At 38.8% G+C, this 17760-nt stretch carries 14 protein-coding genes; 5 read left to right on the forward strand and 9 right to left on the reverse strand.

What is annotated here, in order from left to right; translation table 11 throughout:
* The first annotated feature begins 79 nt into the window (after nucleotides 1-79).
* A complete protein-coding gene (locus tag J2Y38_RS10475) occupies nucleotides 80-595 on the forward strand; it encodes a hypothetical protein (RefSeq protein ID WP_309842070.1) in 516 nt (171 codons plus the stop codon).
* A gap of 728 nt (nucleotides 596-1323) precedes the next feature.
* Here the strand turns inward: J2Y38_RS10475 and J2Y38_RS10480 are convergent.
* From J2Y38_RS10480 to J2Y38_RS10510, 7 genes are all read right to left on the reverse strand, one after another.
* Entirely contained in the window at nucleotides 1324-2055 is a 732-nt protein-coding gene (locus J2Y38_RS10480) for a zinc ribbon domain-containing protein (protein WP_309842072.1), read from the reverse strand.
* A 32-nt stretch (nucleotides 2056-2087) separates the two neighbouring features.
* Nucleotides 2088-2813: a recombinase family protein gene (locus J2Y38_RS10485; RefSeq protein ID WP_309842075.1), complete on the reverse strand. Its 726-nt coding sequence runs from the start codon at nucleotides 2811-2813 to the stop codon at nucleotides 2088-2090.
* Between the two features lie 675 nt (nucleotides 2814-3488).
* Nucleotides 3489-4172 carry a hypothetical protein gene (locus J2Y38_RS10490; RefSeq protein WP_309842078.1) on the reverse strand — a complete coding sequence of 228 codons (684 nt, stop codon included), beginning with the start codon at nucleotides 4170-4172 and terminating at the stop codon, nucleotides 3489-3491.
* A gap of 77 nt (nucleotides 4173-4249) precedes the next feature.
* Nucleotides 4250-4594, reverse strand: coding sequence for an MBL fold metallo-hydrolase (locus J2Y38_RS10495; protein ID WP_309842081.1), 345 nt, complete (start codon nucleotides 4592-4594; stop codon nucleotides 4250-4252).
* 90 nt (nucleotides 4595-4684) lie between these two features.
* Complete coding sequence (locus tag J2Y38_RS10500) at nucleotides 4685-6001, reverse strand: patatin-like phospholipase family protein (RefSeq protein ID WP_309842084.1); 1317 nt, start codon at nucleotides 5999-6001, stop codon at nucleotides 4685-4687.
* Nucleotides 5994-8258, reverse strand: coding sequence for a ThiF family adenylyltransferase (locus J2Y38_RS10505; protein ID WP_309842086.1), 2265 nt, complete (start codon nucleotides 8256-8258; stop codon nucleotides 5994-5996). The genes J2Y38_RS10500 and J2Y38_RS10505 overlap by 8 nt, the downstream gene beginning before the upstream one ends.
* Nucleotides 8258-9373 (reverse strand): hypothetical protein, encoded by a 1116-nt coding sequence (locus J2Y38_RS10510; RefSeq protein ID WP_309842088.1) that lies wholly within the window; start codon nucleotides 9371-9373, stop codon nucleotides 8258-8260. The genes J2Y38_RS10505 and J2Y38_RS10510 overlap by 1 nt, the downstream gene beginning before the upstream one ends.
* 915 nt (nucleotides 9374-10288) lie before the next feature.
* Here J2Y38_RS10510 and J2Y38_RS10515 point away from each other — a divergent pair.
* From J2Y38_RS10515 to J2Y38_RS10530, 4 genes are read left to right on the forward strand one after another with little or no spacing between them, the layout of a single operon-like run.
* Nucleotides 10289-11119 carry a hypothetical protein gene (locus J2Y38_RS10515; protein ID WP_309842090.1) on the forward strand — a complete coding sequence of 277 codons (831 nt, stop codon included), beginning with the start codon at nucleotides 10289-10291 and terminating at the stop codon, nucleotides 11117-11119.
* A gap of 14 nt (nucleotides 11120-11133) precedes the next feature.
* Entirely contained in the window at nucleotides 11134-11910 is a 777-nt protein-coding gene (locus tag J2Y38_RS10520; protein ID WP_309842092.1) for a nucleoside deaminase, read from the forward strand.
* A 17-nt stretch (nucleotides 11911-11927) separates the two neighbouring features.
* A complete protein-coding gene (locus J2Y38_RS10525; protein ID WP_309842094.1) occupies nucleotides 11928-13949 on the forward strand; it encodes a hypothetical protein in 2022 nt (673 codons plus the stop codon).
* A gap of 11 nt (nucleotides 13950-13960) precedes the next feature.
* A complete protein-coding gene (locus tag J2Y38_RS10530; protein ID WP_309842096.1) occupies nucleotides 13961-15391 on the forward strand; it encodes an MBL fold metallo-hydrolase in 1431 nt (476 codons plus the stop codon).
* A gap of 677 nt (nucleotides 15392-16068) precedes the next feature.
* Here J2Y38_RS10530 and J2Y38_RS10535 read toward each other — a convergent pair.
* Together J2Y38_RS10535 and J2Y38_RS10540 are read right to left on the reverse strand one after the other, a co-directional pair.
* On the reverse strand, nucleotides 16069-16521 hold the full coding sequence (locus J2Y38_RS10535; protein ID WP_309842098.1) for an Lrp/AsnC family transcriptional regulator: 453 nt from the start codon (nucleotides 16519-16521) through the stop codon (nucleotides 16069-16071).
* A gap of 212 nt (nucleotides 16522-16733) precedes the next feature.
* Nucleotides 16734-17726 carry a bile acid:sodium symporter family protein gene (locus J2Y38_RS10540; protein ID WP_309842100.1) on the reverse strand — a complete coding sequence of 331 codons (993 nt, stop codon included), beginning with the start codon at nucleotides 17724-17726 and terminating at the stop codon, nucleotides 16734-16736.
* Between the last annotated feature and the right edge of the window lie 34 nt (nucleotides 17727-17760).

Raw genomic sequence — 17760 nt, forward strand, 5'->3', positions numbered from 1 at the left:
TGGTCAGTTTAAATTGAAAAGGGGTGGTCAGTTTGACCCGAAATCGGTGGTCACTTTATATTGAAAAAGCGTGGTCAAGTTGACCGTTTTTTCCACATTACCTCCCACCTCTTATAAACTTAAAAGAAGAGTTGCTCACTCTATTGACCTTAATGCCTACGTAGGGGCTCAATTATCTGGACTATTTACCAATGGTGATACTTCAATGACGGATCAATTTACAGCAGGTATAACTGCTCCCATCGGTTTCGCTTTTTCATGGACCACCAGTGACCCCAAACACAATAACTGGGGGTTTACAATTGATGTCATTGATTTAGGGAATATTGTTAACCATTATTTAATTTCTTCTACTCCAGATTACGAGCCAGATGTGCACTTTTCAGAAATCTTTAGTCCAGCTATAAGTGGCATGTATAGCATAAAAAATACTCCTTTTGTCATTTTTGGTAGCGTTAAATTTTTGCCTCTAAAAACTACCTTAGTTGAGGAAAAATTAATTAATAATAAAACATTTGACGCTACAATATTTAGTGCAGGAATTAAAATTGATATACCGCTTGTGAACTTATTTACCAGAATAGATTATAAATGATTATGTAAAAAATTAAATCAAATAAAAAAAGGAAATAAATCAATTTTTAGATTCAGTGGACGAACAGTAAATAGTAGATTTTCATTCTAATTAACAAACATACTCATCAAATTTTGACCTGAATAACCTCAAAACTAATAGTTAATTTTGTCAAATACTTGAATTAAATCTTAATTTAAACAATGAATTAAGATTCTGATTTAATACTCGAAATTGATCCAATATAAAATTACTGAAATCACATTCTTTAACATTAAACCCCTACGATACATACAAACCGCTTCAAAACAAAAAATAAAACTAATTATCCTGCAAGTCAATAGAAAAATAATCTAATTTCTTTAAATCATTCATAAAATGATTTGTAAATTGTAAACTAGATCACTTAAGGAGACAACTAGCAAATAGTTGTCTCTTTTTTTATGCCTAAACATATTGATTTTACAGGCCTTCACAGCCTAATATTTGTGGTTCGATTTTTTCACAGGAAATTCTTAGTCTGTTTGAAATAAACAGTCTTAAAGTGGCGCTATCAGAGATTTAATCGAAGCTGAACGATGATTCGAAATCCCGTTAAGGATATAGGATTTTTTTCTCTTTTGGTTTATCGTAATTTTTTGATACTAAATACAGTAATTCCAAAATAATTTTAGCTTCCTTCTCATCTACCTGAATGCCGTTTTTGGAAAGAATAATAACGGCTTTCTTTCTCTACTGAAACATTCTTCTCAATGAAATTCATTTTTTCTATTGTTTTTTCGGTTTCTTTTTTTTGACAATATTTTTAAAAATGCTTGATTTAAGCCTAAAGATAGATCTCCTGTTTTAAAATTAATTTCCGTCGGTGGAATAAGATTTACAAGATGTCTTTTATCTGAAGCCTCAAATTCAGAAAATCTTTGAAAGATTTCAACTAATGCTTTTTCTTCTATTTGATTTTTTCTATCAATCCCTTTTAATTTAACGGCAATATCATGCACTTCCTTTTTAAGATTTTTAGTGCTGACTTGATTCTCTTTTCTTAATTGGTTGTAGTCATCAATTTTTAATATTCCAGCTATAAATAATTTTCTGCCACGAGAAAGAGTCAGCTCCTCCTCATTTATTTTCCTCTCCAATACCTTTTGAGTGCATAAATAACTTGCTTTCTGTGTTTTTATATTCTGGTCTTCCAAAACTTTTTTAAATAATTCAACTGCATTCTTTGAGAGCATTAATTGTCGAAGCTTGTTATAATAACAGTCATTAAGGAATAATGCATTTATTCTTGTTCTGCAACCATTATGACAATGATAATATGGATAGTTTTTTGATCTGCCTTTTGAAACACTTCCGCTAAGTTTTCGATTACAAACAGGGCATATTAAAAAACTTCTAAGAAAAAATAATGATTGTAAATCATCTTTCTTGGCAGTAATTCTTCTTCTTGTATTGATAACAGACTGAACCTGATTAAACAATGACTCAGATATCAATGGCTCGTATAATGCTTTTACACTCCCTCATTACCAGAATCAAGTGTTACCGGTATAAGCCCGCAATAAACAGGATTATGTAAAATCCTAAAAAAGTGTGATCTTGAGCATACTAATCCTTTTTCATTGACTATTTTAATGATTTTGGATATTTTATGATCGTTCCTCGCAACTTGATAAAAAGCCCATTTTATAATTTCGGCTTCAGGCTCTTTAGGAGCAATACCTTTCTTACCATCCATCATTGTCAAATTGATAAATCCTAACGGTGCCTTACTAGGATGTCTGCCCATCAGCTTCGCCCGACGAATGCCATTTGAAGTGTTTTGAGCCCTTCTCGCATTTTCTGCTTCCGGAACAGCCAAATATACAGCCAGCATTACTGTGCTTTCCGGCACAGAAAAATCAATTGGCTGATCAATAGCCTTTGCTGTTGTTTTGTATTTCCGGAGCTTTCCAATCATTTCGTAGGCATATTCAACATTGCGGCTGAATCGATCCCATTTGATAAATAATATATTTTTGTCTTCTCCTGAGGATTTCTTTTTGATTTCTGAAAACAATCGGTTCCATTCAGGCCTATTGAAATTCTTGGCTGAGTAATCTTCGCGGTAAATTCCTTTGACTTCGATATCGTAATATTTACAATACTTCAATAGCCTGTCTTCTTGCTCCAGCAAGGAGTAACCTTTTCTTTTTTGTTCGTCCGTACTTACACGAACGTATAAATAGGCTGATTTCATATAATTAATTTACTTGTTAGAATTTACTACTGAATATTTTTAATACATGAACTCGTTAATAAAAAATCATTTTATGTTTCATTAAATTAAACGCCATTTACAATAAAAAAATATATAACAAACTACAAATCAACACAATATTAATTTTAATAATATTGTATCAATAGTTTATAATTACTAAGTTCATAAGATATAACACTATTAACTCCGTTATAGGCCAAGTATAATTTGAGAAATCTAAGTCATGATTACGTACTAAATTAAAATTTATAAAAAAAATTAAAGAGAATGTAAATGGCACCGAAAAAACAAATTCCGAAAATCCAGCACTTCGTTCCACATTTTTTTCAGCGTTTTTTTTCTTTTGAAAACAATGGAAAAACTATTGGCATGTTCGAAACTACTAGGGATGTTTTTAACAGACATGTAAAAATATCCTCTCATCTAGGCAGAAAACATTTTTACGGATCTGATGTTTAGCTTGAAGAATGGCTTTCAAAACTGGAGTCAGATTCTACACCTTTTTTAGGGTTAAATCTATTATTTTTGAATATTATGTTAAATGATCCATGAAGCTCTTCAAAAGTTACCGTCAATAAAAACTAGAAGCACCTAGGAACATATTTTGCTCTTAGGTGCTTTAACCTTAACTTAATCGAGTTGGATTTACCGGGCTTAACTGAACTGGATGAACCTAGAATTTGGAACTTCAGTAACACAAATAGAAAAAACTCCACTCTGAGCCAATTCTCCAATTACAGTTGATGAGGGATGCCCGAAGCTGTTAGTTGTTCCAAAAGATAAAACAGCACATTCAATGTGTGCTGAATCTAAAATTTCTTTATTAAAATTGTTAATCGCACCGTGATGAGGAACCTGAATTGTGCCTGTGGTAGCCAGAAGTCCTTTTAATTTCATCTTAATATCCCTCACAATATTTGGTTCATTCAGGTTCAGATCACCAAAATAAATACAGCTTTTATAAAATTTTGGGTGAAACAAGAATGGTAAAAATTTATTCGTAGAGGTATATTCCAATATACGGCCATCCTCTTTTCCCGAAAATAAAATCATAGAATTTTCGTTTAGATCCCCCTCAATGTTATCATACGCTTTTCTTATTAAAGCTTTATTAGCTGTTATATTTTCAATTTTATCAAAAAGCTTCACTCCTAGTCCAGCTTTTTCCAGCTCCAAAATAAACTCTGCTTTTCTGGAACGCTGCTTATAATTAAAAGGAATAAAAGCCCAGTCGATATCCGCTGCAATATCTGCTCCCAGTACTGTACCGCTTTCGATAGAAGAATAATTTTCAAGTGACGAAACTTCTGTTACATTCTCTGGATTGATCCCATCCAAATTTTCGCCAGGATTTACAACTGCATTAACAAATATAATGTCTGTTCCTGATCCAAAATAACTGCGTGGGTTGTCAATTAATTCCCAAAAAGTATCCCATAATTTATGAAATTGCTGATTTTCATTAGAATTTTGGCTGTATCATCCAATAGAGGAAGCACTACTTTCTTTATCCGGTAATTTTTCTTTAAAAAGTCAAGACCGTTAACATGATCTGTGTGAAAATGTGATATAAATAAAATATCGATTATATGTTTTTTACGAAATGCAGAACTAACTAATAATTCGAGTTTTTTGTCCTTAAGAGTCAGGGATCCGAAATCAAATACTATTGTAAAACCAGAATTTGAACCTGTATTCTGATGAACTTCTGAGTAAAATGCTCCCTGACCTGCGGAATGAAATATTCTTAATGTTTTCATTATACTGTATACTTTATTAAACTATTACTATTAATGAACTATTTCTTTAGAATTTCGAAAACTTCGACTGAAGTACTTGCCACTTATATTTCAACTTCCGAACAAAACTGGGCAGTAAAGCTTAACTTGAATTTCTGTCAGACATGCGGCCTGTTTTATTAACGCATAGATTTGTTCATCACTTAGCGCCTTAAGATTTGTCGAAACTGAACGGGCTGTCCGCAGTTCATCTTCCGAAGGCTGTTTCACACTAATTTCAGAATAATTCAGACGCTTTTCAAGCTTCTGCTGTATGGAGATCCAATTTTGCTCTGCAAGATCCTCACTGCTGATTCCATGGGCATCAATAACTTCCTGAAGAACGGCGCCTTTTTTCAGGTTTTGAATAAAACCTTTAAGACAAGTGTCAAAATCCCAGCCAAGTGACTGGTATGCAACAGATTTTCTATTAAATTTATAATTATCATATACATGCTGTATCATCTGATAATTTTTAATTCTATTCATAAAGATATCACTAGTCCTGACAAGAAGCTGCAATACATTTGTAAACGAATTGATCTTGGGCATTATGTTTCCCGCATCGCTTACTATAACTATATCGCAGACATATGAGCTGTTTCCGTGGGTGAGCTTATGAATCCCTTGATTATCATACACTCCTCCGTCCACCAGACAGGGTTTCACTTTATGGAAATCCTCTTCTTTTTCAAAAAACTTAGACTCAATATAAATCGGGGTAAATGCAAATGGGACACAGGTTGATGCAGTAACTGCCAGGGAAATTGGAAAATCATCAGGAATAAATCTAATGGCTTCTGCTCCTGTCTCCGGATATTCGTAACTCGAATCACTCATTTTAAACTTAGAAAACGTAAAAGGCCTTCCAGTTTCTACATTTGTTGCATTAATGGCTATTACAGGAGTTGAATTAAAATCTTTCAGCGTTTTCGCGCCAAAAAACCAGCGGGAATACAGGCCGTCAATTATGGAACTGACTGGAAAGATTTTAAACTGAAATCTTAAAGCCGTAAAAAAAACAGCTATCAGCAGTATTGTAGAAACCCAGGCATACGCTGTGAAAAGCAACATAACCACAAGACTAAAAAAAGAAAGAAAAAAGAGAAAAATACAGATAAATCTGAAAGAGAAAAAAATCCCACGTATGATACTTCTCTTAGCAATGCTAAGCACCCCTTTCTCAAATTCTTCAAAATTATTTCCGGTCAATCCATAATAGGCTCCGGTTATGGATCCTCCCGATATCGTTGAAATAATGTCAACTTTATCCAAAAGACCAAGTTCTTTTAATTTCTTCAAAGTTCCTAAATGATATACCGACGCCCTGTAGCCACCTCCGGATAAACTCAATCCCAATTTATACTTAACATTCTTTTTTTCAATCATATACAAATGGTATTATTCTATGCGGCGTAACAATTACCGCACAGGTAGGAATAGGTGTCCTTCTATTAATTTCTTTTAATTTTTCAATTGTTTCCAAATCCTGCCCGCTAAGCCGTTCAAGATTCATCGGATGGGAATGCCATTCTCCTATATAGCCGATTATCTCACCAGTATTATACTTAATTTGGTCTATAAATTCAGGCAGACCAATTATTCCTCTAGTAAAAGCCACAACTGTTCCGTAGCTCCCTTCCGGCTCACCGCTTGCTTCAAAAACATGTATTACTTTAGTTTTATAATTTGCAACCCCTATTAAAACTCCACCTGTCTCTAATTTGCCTGCTTTCTCGCTCATTTTCCTGAGATCCTGGCATACTCCGGGAAAAAACCTAATACTCCAGCCGCTTCCTGCTTCACATTCAAAAACATCAAATGGCTTGATAGGAAACTGCCTGCTGGAGATCTGAGGAATTCCATTAGCTTTTCGTGAGACACTTAAATACAAAAGCCCTGAATCTTCTTGCTTCAAATACCCGGCAGAACCAAGAACTTGTGAAAACGCCGCGGCATGAAAACTAATTAAATCGTCAGACATAACTGTTGTCACCGAATTGCATCCAAGACCTATATTCAACACAGTTGGTTCCCGTGTTGCATCATTTCTGCGCCAAATATGCAGATCGGAATCTCTACTGGCTAAATAACAGGCCGTAAAGGACAGATCATCAATTCTTGGGTTACGTTTAACCCCTTCAATATAAAGCAGTCCCGTCTGTCCGTCATCTACCAGTTCACAACGATTATACTGAACTGATTCAGGAAGATCGCGTAATACAAAATGCTGCAGTACCTGCTGGCTGGCCGTTGTATCGACTATTATATCATATTTCCTAAATACTTCATCATTAAAAAAAGTGATGCTATGCTCATAAGCATGAAAGCCCGAAGTAACATCTAATTCGTAAAACTCTTTTACTTCTTCTATTACTGCCGAAGCTTTATTTTGGCCGATAGATCCCGAGAACAGGCTGTGGCGCGCCAAATTATGCTGCTCAAACTTGTCATGATCGACAGCGCCAATATTCACATTCCCAGCTCTCGCCTCATGCAGAAGCATCTTAGAACCAAGTGAACCTGCTCCAATAAACAATGTTTTTTGATTTCTATTTTCATTACTCAGAACCTGCGCCAGCTTTGAACTATAAGGTTCGGTGTGCGATTTCATTAAAACAGGAGAAATATCAGTTAACGCTTCCAGTCCTTGATCAGGGATCAAAAGAGTATAAGTAAAAAACTCATAAGTTCCTGGGTAGCCAATAAGTTTTTTTGGACGGCGTACAGCATGAACTATAGGTATCAATTTTGAAATTTCAACCTTTGCTGTTTTCACTGCTGCAAGCATTGCAGCAATGTTGATACCTCTCAAACTTAAATAACTTTTGAGTTCACCGTAATTTTGAGGCAGATTTGTGCTATAATACTTTTCTTCTGTTTGTTCTGGATCCCAGACAAGTAGTGAAAATAGTGAATTTACTTTTATTTTATTTTCCGAACTTCTTATCAATTTTAAAGCTGTGCTTACCGTTTTTGTAATGTCAGTTAATCCCAAGAGCGGTATTCCAGCAATTGATTTATAAACAAATTGCTTCTTGGAATCGGATTTATAAAGACAGCTTAAAATCAAAGCCATTGGAAAATCTGGGATAAGTCTTTGATCGTTCTTTACAATCTCCTCAAAAGTCTCATATTTGTAGATATGTTTCCCAGAAATATTTTTTTCAAGCCTTACAGGATCAAATTCATCATTATCATCAAGGAGTCTCCCAATTGCGGCCTTGTAAAACCACTGAGATCCGACCAAAAGGAAATCCTGCATAGTAATGCTTGCAAACCATTGATTTAAACTGTCTCTAACCAGACATAAAACAGCAGGTTTATCCTTTGGAGTATAATAAAGATGAGGCAGGTTGGTTTTCGGAAAATCTTTTCTGTCCGAAAGGATTGCCGGAGCCTGCTCCGGATAATTTTCAAGTGAAAGACGCACTAGAATAGGCTCCTCCACTCTGATCAGATTATCTGCTGATCCGCGTGAGGGAAGTGAAACATCATACGAAGCTCCAACAGCTATATAATCTGAATCTAAAGAAAATATTTTGAGGCTGTCCGCCCCAACATATTTTCTAATTTCAGAAATTCCTTCTTCTACTTCTGACCGCAGTACGCCGTCATACAAAGCCATATCATTACTAAAAAGCATTATCCCTGCGATATTATAGTTCCTGCAGCTCCAGTACCTCCGGCAGAAGTAGATGATCCGCTAATCGTTTTATTGGATGCTCTTGCCGGACCATTGGACGTGATATCAAAAATTATAGGCTTTGGTTCTGATTCACTTGGCTCTATATCCGTATTTAGAAACTTTTCTTTTGATTCCAAATATTTAAGATACTCTTTTTTTGCATCGTAATGAGGAGGGTTATCTTCATCTTTGACAATTTTTTTGCAAGATGCAATTATAAAAGATCCTTTCCTTGCATAAGTAAGTGCCTGGGCTGAAGTTTCAACGACTTCATCTTTATCAGTATCATTAAAAAATGTCCAAGAACAATGATGCGGAGCTAAAAATAAATCCCAATCAAGGGCTTTTTCATCCTCATCATTTCCAAAACGGACCGTTCGCTCGATAATCTCGCCCCACGTCTGATGATCAGAATCTCCGGCAAAAATTGCCAGACAAGAAAAATCAGAACTCCAGGAATACTGTTTGAATCTGACTTGAAAGACGATACTGGCGCAATTCCTGTTTTTTTCTTCAGAATCAAGATGCACTTTAAAGGGCGCATGAATAAAAATAGAGAAATTATCCTGGTCCTTATCGTTAAAACGAGCAACTACATCACCTGGTTTTGAACGCAGATCATCAAGGTCTTCATATTCGCCATTGATATCATAGCCAATTATTCGGATTCTGTTTCCGGGATTATCTTTCTCGAGGCTTTTTTCACGGTGAAGTTTGAGCCTGCGTTCAGCTTCCTGCTGATGGGCGTCCTCATTCGGATTTGAAAACTGCTCAGCGATCATTGGTGAAAACCACATTGCATCCATAATTATCAAACCTTCATCACGGTCCTTCTGCGAATACAGCTTTGGATCACCCTGGTAAAAATTTTCCTTAAAACCCTGGCAGTGATCCTTATCTCCATGCGTAAGTATGAAAACATCAACATAAGGATTTCTGTCTCTATACTGTATTGATTCGAGAAGGTCCTTTTTTGCATCAAAACGGGTTTTGTCCGCCTCATCCTGCGATACCACAGTTATATTGCAGTCTACAAGCAGTGTGGTTTTATCTTCCAGTGTAATTAGCGACATGTCGCCATTTTTTACCGGATAGTACTTAATCTGAGGTCCTGAAGCTACTGGCATTTCTCACAGCTCCTCTCTAAGTTTAAAAAAAATGCCTTTTCTGCGATTGTTTTTTTTGTTTTACTCATAATTCAAAAAAATGGCTTGTTAGTTAATAATTATTTAGTTTATCGGGAATAAACATTAGATAATTTAAATTAAATGGGCAGAATGGGCAATTTTTCTAAAAGCACAGATTATGCCATTTGCAAGCAACTGCCAATTCATCTTAACTTTTATTCCACAAATCCTTTTTATTGGATTCTTGCCATGACAAAATATCCTAAAATTCCGTCCTTTTGATTTACATGCAAAACTAAACTGATGCGCAAGATAAATTTTACGGATTTCCGTATCGATACGTTCTCCACACACCTAAGCCGCCAACAAAATACAGAAGAGAGTAGCTGAAAGGGACTACTTTTGTACTACAAAACCTAAATTGCATAAAGTAGCATTGCAAAGAAAAACTGCCGCATCCGATGAGCACAGTGCTCCGTCTATCTGGCAAAATGCCAAAAATAGACACTCATCCTATCAAAAGGACAGGTCCTTCAAATCAGCTTTGGGAATTCGGCTAAAATGTACCCACAGGTATCAAACTACATAACAATTTGAAAATCAGGTATTTTTACGGTAAACCGCTATAGTTTTATTTTCGATATTTGAAAAATAGAATACATCATGCCTGACCATTACACGCCTTTATTTTTTTATTTACGGATGCAGGGATTTTAAGCCATACTGAAACGGCCGCCAGGAACCACAGGAACGATTTGCCGGCAAAAGAGCATTGGATTGAAACCAAAATCAGCACAGCGGATAAACCCGCTGCTGCATCATACGATGTTTTTTTTACTGAAAACCTAAAATAAATAAGTTATGAAGATTTTTAAATGCTGCATGGCGCTGGCTGCTTTTTTTATGGCCGTGGCCAGCTCCTCTGCCCAAGACAGGCTCAATCCTAAAGTCGGCGACACCATTGTCCTGAAAAGCTACTGCCAGGTTAAGAATACAGGCAGTTTCTTAAATAATGGAACTAAGACCCTGGCCAATCAAAATACTTTTCTGCAGTATTTAGAACCCAATGTAAAATACATGATCAATGCCATCAATGACCAGACTGTAGATCTGGTTGCTCTGGACTATCAGCCCCTGTCTGCCAAAAAACTGCAGGAAATGCAGAAGACAAAACCCGAAGCTTTTGATAAAAGCCTCTATTACAACGGCAAGATATATACAATTTTACGCAGTGAATTTAACGACAGTGCAATACGCAAACCCAAAGAAGATACCATACTGAGCATAGGCCTTCTCACGCTCCCCTTTAAAGCCCGTCCCCAGAATGATTTCAGTTTTGACACCGAATTTAATATCAATACCACTCTGAATGTACGAGTCTATGAATTAAAAAAAATTAAGACCAGCCTGAATTGGCAGTTTGGGACAGGAATCGGAACCGTCAGCTTAAATGCAAGCAATGCAAAGGGCATTACCGCAGAAGACTCACAGGATGTAGCCCTGCTGAGCCTCTCAAGCGGACTGATGCTCCAATACCGGAAAATCCAGACCGGAATCTATCTCGGCGTCGACCACATCAACAATCAGCAGCACTACAAGTGGCAGAGCAATGGCAAGATCTGGTTTGGGTTTGGAATCGGATTCAATGTATTTAAGATTTCACTGGGGGAAGACAATAAAAATTCAAACTAAAACAGTAGCCAGCTATGGACATTTATACCAAAGAAAAAGATGCAATCGCATTTTTGGGACTGCTCTCGATAGCCAGTAAAACTTTCGATGCACCCTACCGGCACCCCGATAATACTGTTACCCATACCAAAGGGCTGAATATTTACGCGGTTATTTTGGACAATTCCGACGGAGACATCCTGGGACAGGGGTGCAATACCATACACACCCACTGCAATCCGCTGCTCCATGCCGAACAGGCCGCACTCCACCAGGCCATTGCGGCAGTAAACCTAAAAAGACCCCGAGACCCGCAGGCCGTCTCAGTGGAAAGCTATTATAGAAGCCATCTCTTCAATGACTCGGGACAGATTGGGAATCCCAATTTTGGAGGCACCATTTACACCACCCTTGAACCCTGTCCCTACTGCACTTCCGCACTTCTGGTAAGCCGCATGAAACGGATAGTCTATATACTGCCGGACCTGAAATTTGGAAGTGCCTACCCCTATTTAAAAAATAAATACTATCCCTCCTATAACATGAGCTGCGGGCCCGCAGATTTTGAAGGCTATGCAGAGAGGAGTTCCCTGCTTGGATATGCCGACAGCGCGCTTCGTACACTGCGGGATTATGTCAGCAGCAATCCGAACCAGTTTGGGACATTGGTGCTGGATCATTTTAAAACCTTATTGGACCAGACCTGTGAATTCTTTTTATCGCTGGACGGGGATTCCCTGATCACCCAGGGAGAGGAGAAAAACAGGAACCTGAAAACCCTCAACGATTTCAAAAAAATACTTACCGTGTAACGCTATAACCCAAAAATATGATCAGCTCCCTTTACAATATCCAGCCCAAAGACCCCCCATTTCGCAAACTAAAAGGATATACCTTCGATCCCTCACTGTCCACTAAAATCGAAACCGTTTTTATAAACAGCACCGTTTATAAAGTCATATGGGAAAAAAATCTTCAGCCGGGGCCTGTCGGGGAATACCTTGAAATTATTGATTATGACCCGACCTTGAAGAAATTTTACTTGCCCGTTGATTTAAATGACACTTATATACTGGCGCAGGACGGTCTGGACCCCAGCGAAAGCAACCCCATGTTCCATCAGCAGATGGTATATGCCGTAGCCATGACCACCATACGCAATTTTGAGAATGCAATGGGAAGAAAAGTGTTCTGGAGCCAGAGGGAAAAGGCTTCGGGCGGTTCCAAGGATAATAAGGAAGAATTTATACAGCGCCTGCGCATCTATCCCCATGCGATTAGGGAAAGCAATGCCTATTACAGCCCTGACAAGAAAGCGCTCCTTTTCGGCTACTATTCCTCAAATCCTGAGGATGAAACCCTTCAGATGCCCGGCACGCTGGTCTTTACCTGCCTGAGCCACGATATCATTGCCCATGAAACCACCCATGCCATTCTGGACGGGATATTCAGGAGATACTCCGAGAATACCAATCTTGATGTACTGGCCTTTCATGAAGCATTCTCAGATATTGTAGCTCTGTTCCAGCATTTTACCTTTCCCGAAGTGCTCAAAGACCAGATTGCAAAAACCAAAGGAGACCTTTCAAAACAGAATATACTGGGACAGCTCGCCCAGCAGGTCGGAAGCGAGAAAGGGAATTATGCCGCCCTGCGTGATGCAATCGGCCATATAAACCCTGATACTGGTAAATGGGAGGCTTTTGAGCCCGATGGAAACGAATACAAAACACAGCTGGATCCCCATCCTAGGGGCTCTATATTGGTTGCAGCAGTTTTTGAGGCATTCCTTGCCATATACAAAAGGCGTATTGCCGATCTGCTCAGGATAGCCACAAATGGCAGCGGGATTCTTCCCGGAGGGGATATTTCCCAGGATCTGGTAAACAGGCTTTCCTCAGAAGCCTCAAAAGCAGCATCCCATGTGCTTCGGATGTGCATCCGCGCCCTCGACTACTGTCCTCCGGCCGATATCACATTCGGCGATTACTTAAGAGCGGTGATCACGGCGGATTATTTGGTGGCACCTGAAGACGAGCAGCACTACAGACTGGCATTTATTGAGGCTTTCAGACGACGCGGCATCTATCCGGCAGGGGTACGGAATCTTTCTGTGGAAAGTCTGTGCTATCCTGTAGTAGTGCCCAATACCACACGCCAACTCTTTGGCACACTCACTGAGTTTCTAAGGGATTTCACCAAAGCGCTGGGATATGAAAAAGATCGTCAGAATATTTTCAATATTACCCGCAAATATATTGTCGGAGGCAAAAAAGAAGAATGGGAATGCAAAGAAATACTCGGGCTCCACAAACGCATTTTTTCTAAATTCAGCGACAGCACTGAATTTGAAGCCCTAACAGGGCTGATTATCAAGGATGACTGGGAAGCACTGGGAATTGCCACATCACGCCAGTACGGTCCCAGAATGGCCACCATACAGGTGCATTCGCTCCGTGTTGCGGTGCTTCCAAAAATCGACGGGGGACAGAGCAATCAGGTCATCCTGACTCTCATGCAGAAAATTAGGATTTCCGAAGATGCCGAGAAAGGTTTTACAGTAATAAACGGAAAAGAAAAAATACTGCCGGAAGGAAAAAAAGTGCATTTTCTAAGGGGCGGCTGCACTATGATCTTTGACCTGGATGACCTGCAGCTCAAATACGTCATTTCCAAACCACTGCTCGACCGCGAAAAAATCAAAAAGGAGAACAAAAGGGAAATCGATGCCGCAAGGGCTCGCGCACTGCTCGCTTACAAAAATAAAAAGCACGATACAGACCAGTACAATGCCTATTTTGCCGGCAGGCAGAACGATAATGAACCTTTCTGTTTTTTACATAACCATTAATACAAAAAGCCATGCCAGAAAATACGAAAGCCACAAGCGTAAACATTAGGATGTACCGCATGGGTACAGGCGATTTCTTTATCCTTAAATTCAGCACCGGATTTACCATGATGATCGACTGCGGCTGCATCAATGCCAGAAGCCCCAAGCGATTCGATCCCTTTGTTGAGGATCTGGCTGACTACACAGATAATAATATCGATCTGCTTGTAGTCACCCACGAACATGCTGACCATATCAACGGGTTCCAATATCCTTCACGTTTTTTTAAAGATATCAAGATCAAAAAACTATGGCTGGCCTGGACTGAAGACAAGAAGGACACTTACGCCAATTATCTTCGGGAAAACCATACCAAAATCAAAATGGCACTAAAAATGGCGGGTTTTAAGCTCAGTGAGCTTAAGGACCGGAATTATTACAACGTCTTTTTTGCAGGCGATCCGGGAAAAACAGAAAAAATAAAAAACCAGCAGCATTTTATCGATGTGGTCACCGAATTATCCAATCTGAACCTGCTCGGGGCTGACGGACAGGATATCCCCACCATTGAGGATCTGCTGAGAGACAAAAAAATCATTGACAAGGATACCCAAGTGGAATACCTCTCTCCCGGAAAGCTCTATGCAGACCTTGTAAACCTTACCGGCGTGCGCTTTTTCGTTCTCGGGCCGCCACGTGACAATGGCGCTCTGAGCCTGGAACATAAAAAAGGCCATGGCTATGAAAAAAGAAAACAAAGGAGTCAGGTAAACTTCTCTTTCGTAGATGCGCTCCTGAGCAGTGATAACGAGTTTTCTGATCCTTTTGATGCGCTTTATACGGCTCAGGGCAAAACTGCCGCAATGGATAATTACAGCGATGCGGGGAATGCCTGGAGACAGATCGAACAGGACTGGCTTTACAGCGCTGGGGCATTGGCGATGCGCCACGAAACAAGCATTAACAACACCAGTCTGGCTCTGGCAATCCAATTCACCGATAGTGAAAAAGTTTTATTGTTCCCCGGTGATGCCGAATATGGCAACTGGGAAAGCTGGAAAGAAATCACATGGCCTACAGAGAAAGGTAAAGTCGGGCTTGAATATCTGCTCAACAATACCGTTTTTTACAAAGTCGGGCACCATATGTCACAAAATGGTTCCGGAAAGGAATACGGCATTGAGATGATGCTGCAGCCCGAAATGGCAGCCATGGCGACACTGCACCTGGGCCAGGGCAAAATCAATACCGGATGGCTCAACACTATGCCCAATGACCTTATCGGTGAAGCCCTTATGGCCAAAACCAAGGGCAGGTTATTCTTTGTGGGCGACCCTGAGGATATTCTTCGAAACATTAAAACAGACCGCGTTTCAATCCGAAAGGCCGATATTGATGAGTTCCTCAGGCTGAACCACCAGGCTGATCCCCTTTTCATAGACTGCGAAGTTAAAGCCTAGACTGCCGTTTTTTTAAAAAAGGCATGCAATATCGCAAAAAAAACCATAACCGACCGCGACCGCATCATTTTTTGAGAGGTTACTGAATTTTAGAAATGAATAAGGAGCTGTCTGCTCCGGTAAGAACATCGCTTTTTCAAGCGGTGTTTTTTTTGCATATGCACGAAACAACAGCGCTTGTTATACTACTCACCACACCTTTGTAAAATGCCACAGGTGCTTGCAGGCAATGTAAGCGAAAGGCTCATTTTCATTCAAAATGGGTTAAAAGGGCTGCCAAAGTAGCATCCGCCCTCGCCTGCATGCGCATAACCGACAAAGTCCGACCTTCGGGACTTATAGCACTTTGGCTCGATATCCGGATACTGGCTTTTTGCTTTCTTTTTTCCCGTTTTTCTTGGAACATATCGATCTACATAACGGTACAATTTCAAAAAAAGAGACAACTAGTTAATAGTTGTCTCTTTTTTTTATGCACAAATATGCATTTTCAAGCTTTCACAGCCTGACATCATATGGTTCTATTTTTTCGAAATCCCGTTAAGAATATAGAGTTTTTTCTCTTTTGATTGATCGCAGTTTTTCGATGTTAAATATAAAATAATTCCAAAATGGACTTAATATATTTTCTGTCACAAAAGCTAAGGCGAATTTCAAATAAATAAGCCATCGCGGAACTATCCATACATATTTTTTATCTCCGCCATGACAAATGTACTTTGGGTGCTGCCTATGCTTTCAACTGAACCTAATTTATTAAAGACAAAATCCTGATAGTGCTTCATATCTTTGGCAGATACTTTCATTAAAAAATCGTAATCACCTGAGATATTGTAACATTCCACAATTTCTTCTATTTTCATTATATCACTAACAAATTGATTCCCAATATTGCGATCGTGCTGTTTAAGTTTGATATTACAAAAAACAATGAATCCCCTGTTTAATTTTTCTGCATCAAGGAGTGCTATATATTTTTTAATGTAGCCGCTGTTTTCCAATCTTTTAATTCGCTCAAAAACAGGCGATGCGGAAAGATTTACCATTTTAGCAAGCTCTTTTACAGTGTATTTAGAATTATCGTGAAGTATATTTAATAACTGAAGATCAATTTCATCTATCTGCTCCATAGAATATTTTGGGTTAATTTATTTTTAAATCAGAATAAAATTCTTCAAATATAACTAAAAACAATACAAAAATCTTACTTCAGACAAGTTTAAAACATAAAACACTGCAGCTTTCATCTTCGCAGTATAAAAATCTAAAAGGTATTATTTTATCGCAGGGAGCGTGCCCTTTATCGAAAAAAGATAAAGGAGCACGTCCCTCATAAATAAAATTATACTTCTTTTCGTCGAGCCATACCCTGAGCAATGATGCTGGCAGCGATCAATTGCAAGGCATGGTAAAGCATGAGCGGCAGCAATACGATGCCAGTGATGGTACTGTGCTGAAAAAGTACTTTTGACATAACGGTGCCGTGTACCAATGACTTTTTAGACCCGCAGAATAAGACAGTAATACGGTCTTCATCTGAAAAGCCAAGCAGACGGCTGAGTAGTCCGACACAAAAGAATACGGCAAAAAACAACGCCATCATCCCTGCTGCGAGTCCAGCAAGTTCAATGGCGGTGAAGCCTTCAAAAAGATGTTCGGAAAATGACTTGCAAAACGACGTGTAAATAATCGTTAGAATAACTGCCTGATCGAAATATTTGAGCTGTTTCTTGTATTTTTCGGCAATGGCACCGAAACGGGAGTTTAGACTTATGCCAATGATGACAGGCAGCAAGACTTGAAAAATCAACTTTATGACGATATGAGCGATATCAAAATCGCCTGTAGCAGAAGCTATAAACAGCCCAACCCAGAGCGGCGTAACCACTACTCCGATTAAACTGGAAATGCTTGCATTGAAAATGGCTGCAGGAATATTTCCCTTAGCGATCGAAACCATAACCACCGAAGAGGAAACTGTAGACGGTAAAGCTGCCAGAAAAAATACACCCAGCCAAAGCAGCTCGAAACCGTTATTAACAAACAACGGACGAAATGCCAAAACAATGAGCGGAAAAAATAAAAAAGTTGTCAACTGAACGACAATGTGCATTTTCCAGTTGGCAAGTCCGGCTTTTAGCTTCTCAACACTCAGTCGCATGCCATAAAACAAGAAAATCAAGGAAACGCCAGCATTGGCAATCTCCTCCAGTGAAACTGGTTCTTTGACCATGCCTGGCTTTGGCAAAAAATAAGCCATCAAAATCATGGTGGCTATCATTAACAGGAAACCGTCGAAACCTGATTTTTTTAATACTTCTAATGATTTCTTCAATGTGTTTTAAATATTATTCCTCCGTGGAGGCACG

This window comes from Flavobacterium sp. 2755 (genome assembly GCF_031455715.1).
Classification (GTDB): domain Bacteria; phylum Bacteroidota; class Bacteroidia; order Flavobacteriales; family Flavobacteriaceae; genus Flavobacterium.

Coding starts and splice junctions, on each gene's coding strand:
- J2Y38_RS10485 (WP_309842075.1), bottom strand. CDS start 2,813: ATGAAATCAGCCTATTTATACGTTCGTGTAAGTACGGACGAACAAAAA.
- J2Y38_RS10495 (WP_309842081.1), bottom strand. CDS start 4,594: ATGAAAACATTAAGAATATTTCATTCCGCAGGTCAGGGAGCATTTTAC.
- J2Y38_RS10500 (WP_309842084.1), bottom strand. CDS start 6,001: ATGATTGAAAAAAAGAATGTTAAGTATAAATTGGGATTGAGTTTATCC.
- J2Y38_RS10505 (WP_309842086.1), bottom strand. CDS start 8,258: ATGCTTTTTAGTAATGATATGGCTTTGTATGACGGCGTACTGCGGTCA.
- J2Y38_RS10510 (WP_309842088.1), bottom strand. CDS start 9,373: ATGTCGCTAATTACACTGGAAGATAAAACCACACTGCTTGTAGACTGC.
- J2Y38_RS10515 (WP_309842090.1), top strand. CDS start 10,289: ATGAAGATTTTTAAATGCTGCATGGCGCTGGCTGCTTTTTTTATGGCC.
- J2Y38_RS10520 (WP_309842092.1), top strand. CDS start 11,134: ATGGACATTTATACCAAAGAAAAAGATGCAATCGCATTTTTGGGACTG.
- J2Y38_RS10525 (WP_309842094.1), top strand. CDS start 11,928: ATGATCAGCTCCCTTTACAATATCCAGCCCAAAGACCCCCCATTTCGC.
- J2Y38_RS10530 (WP_309842096.1), top strand. CDS start 13,961: ATGCCAGAAAATACGAAAGCCACAAGCGTAAACATTAGGATGTACCGC.
- J2Y38_RS10535 (WP_309842098.1), bottom strand. CDS start 16,521: ATGGAGCAGATAGATGAAATTGATCTTCAGTTATTAAATATACTTCAC.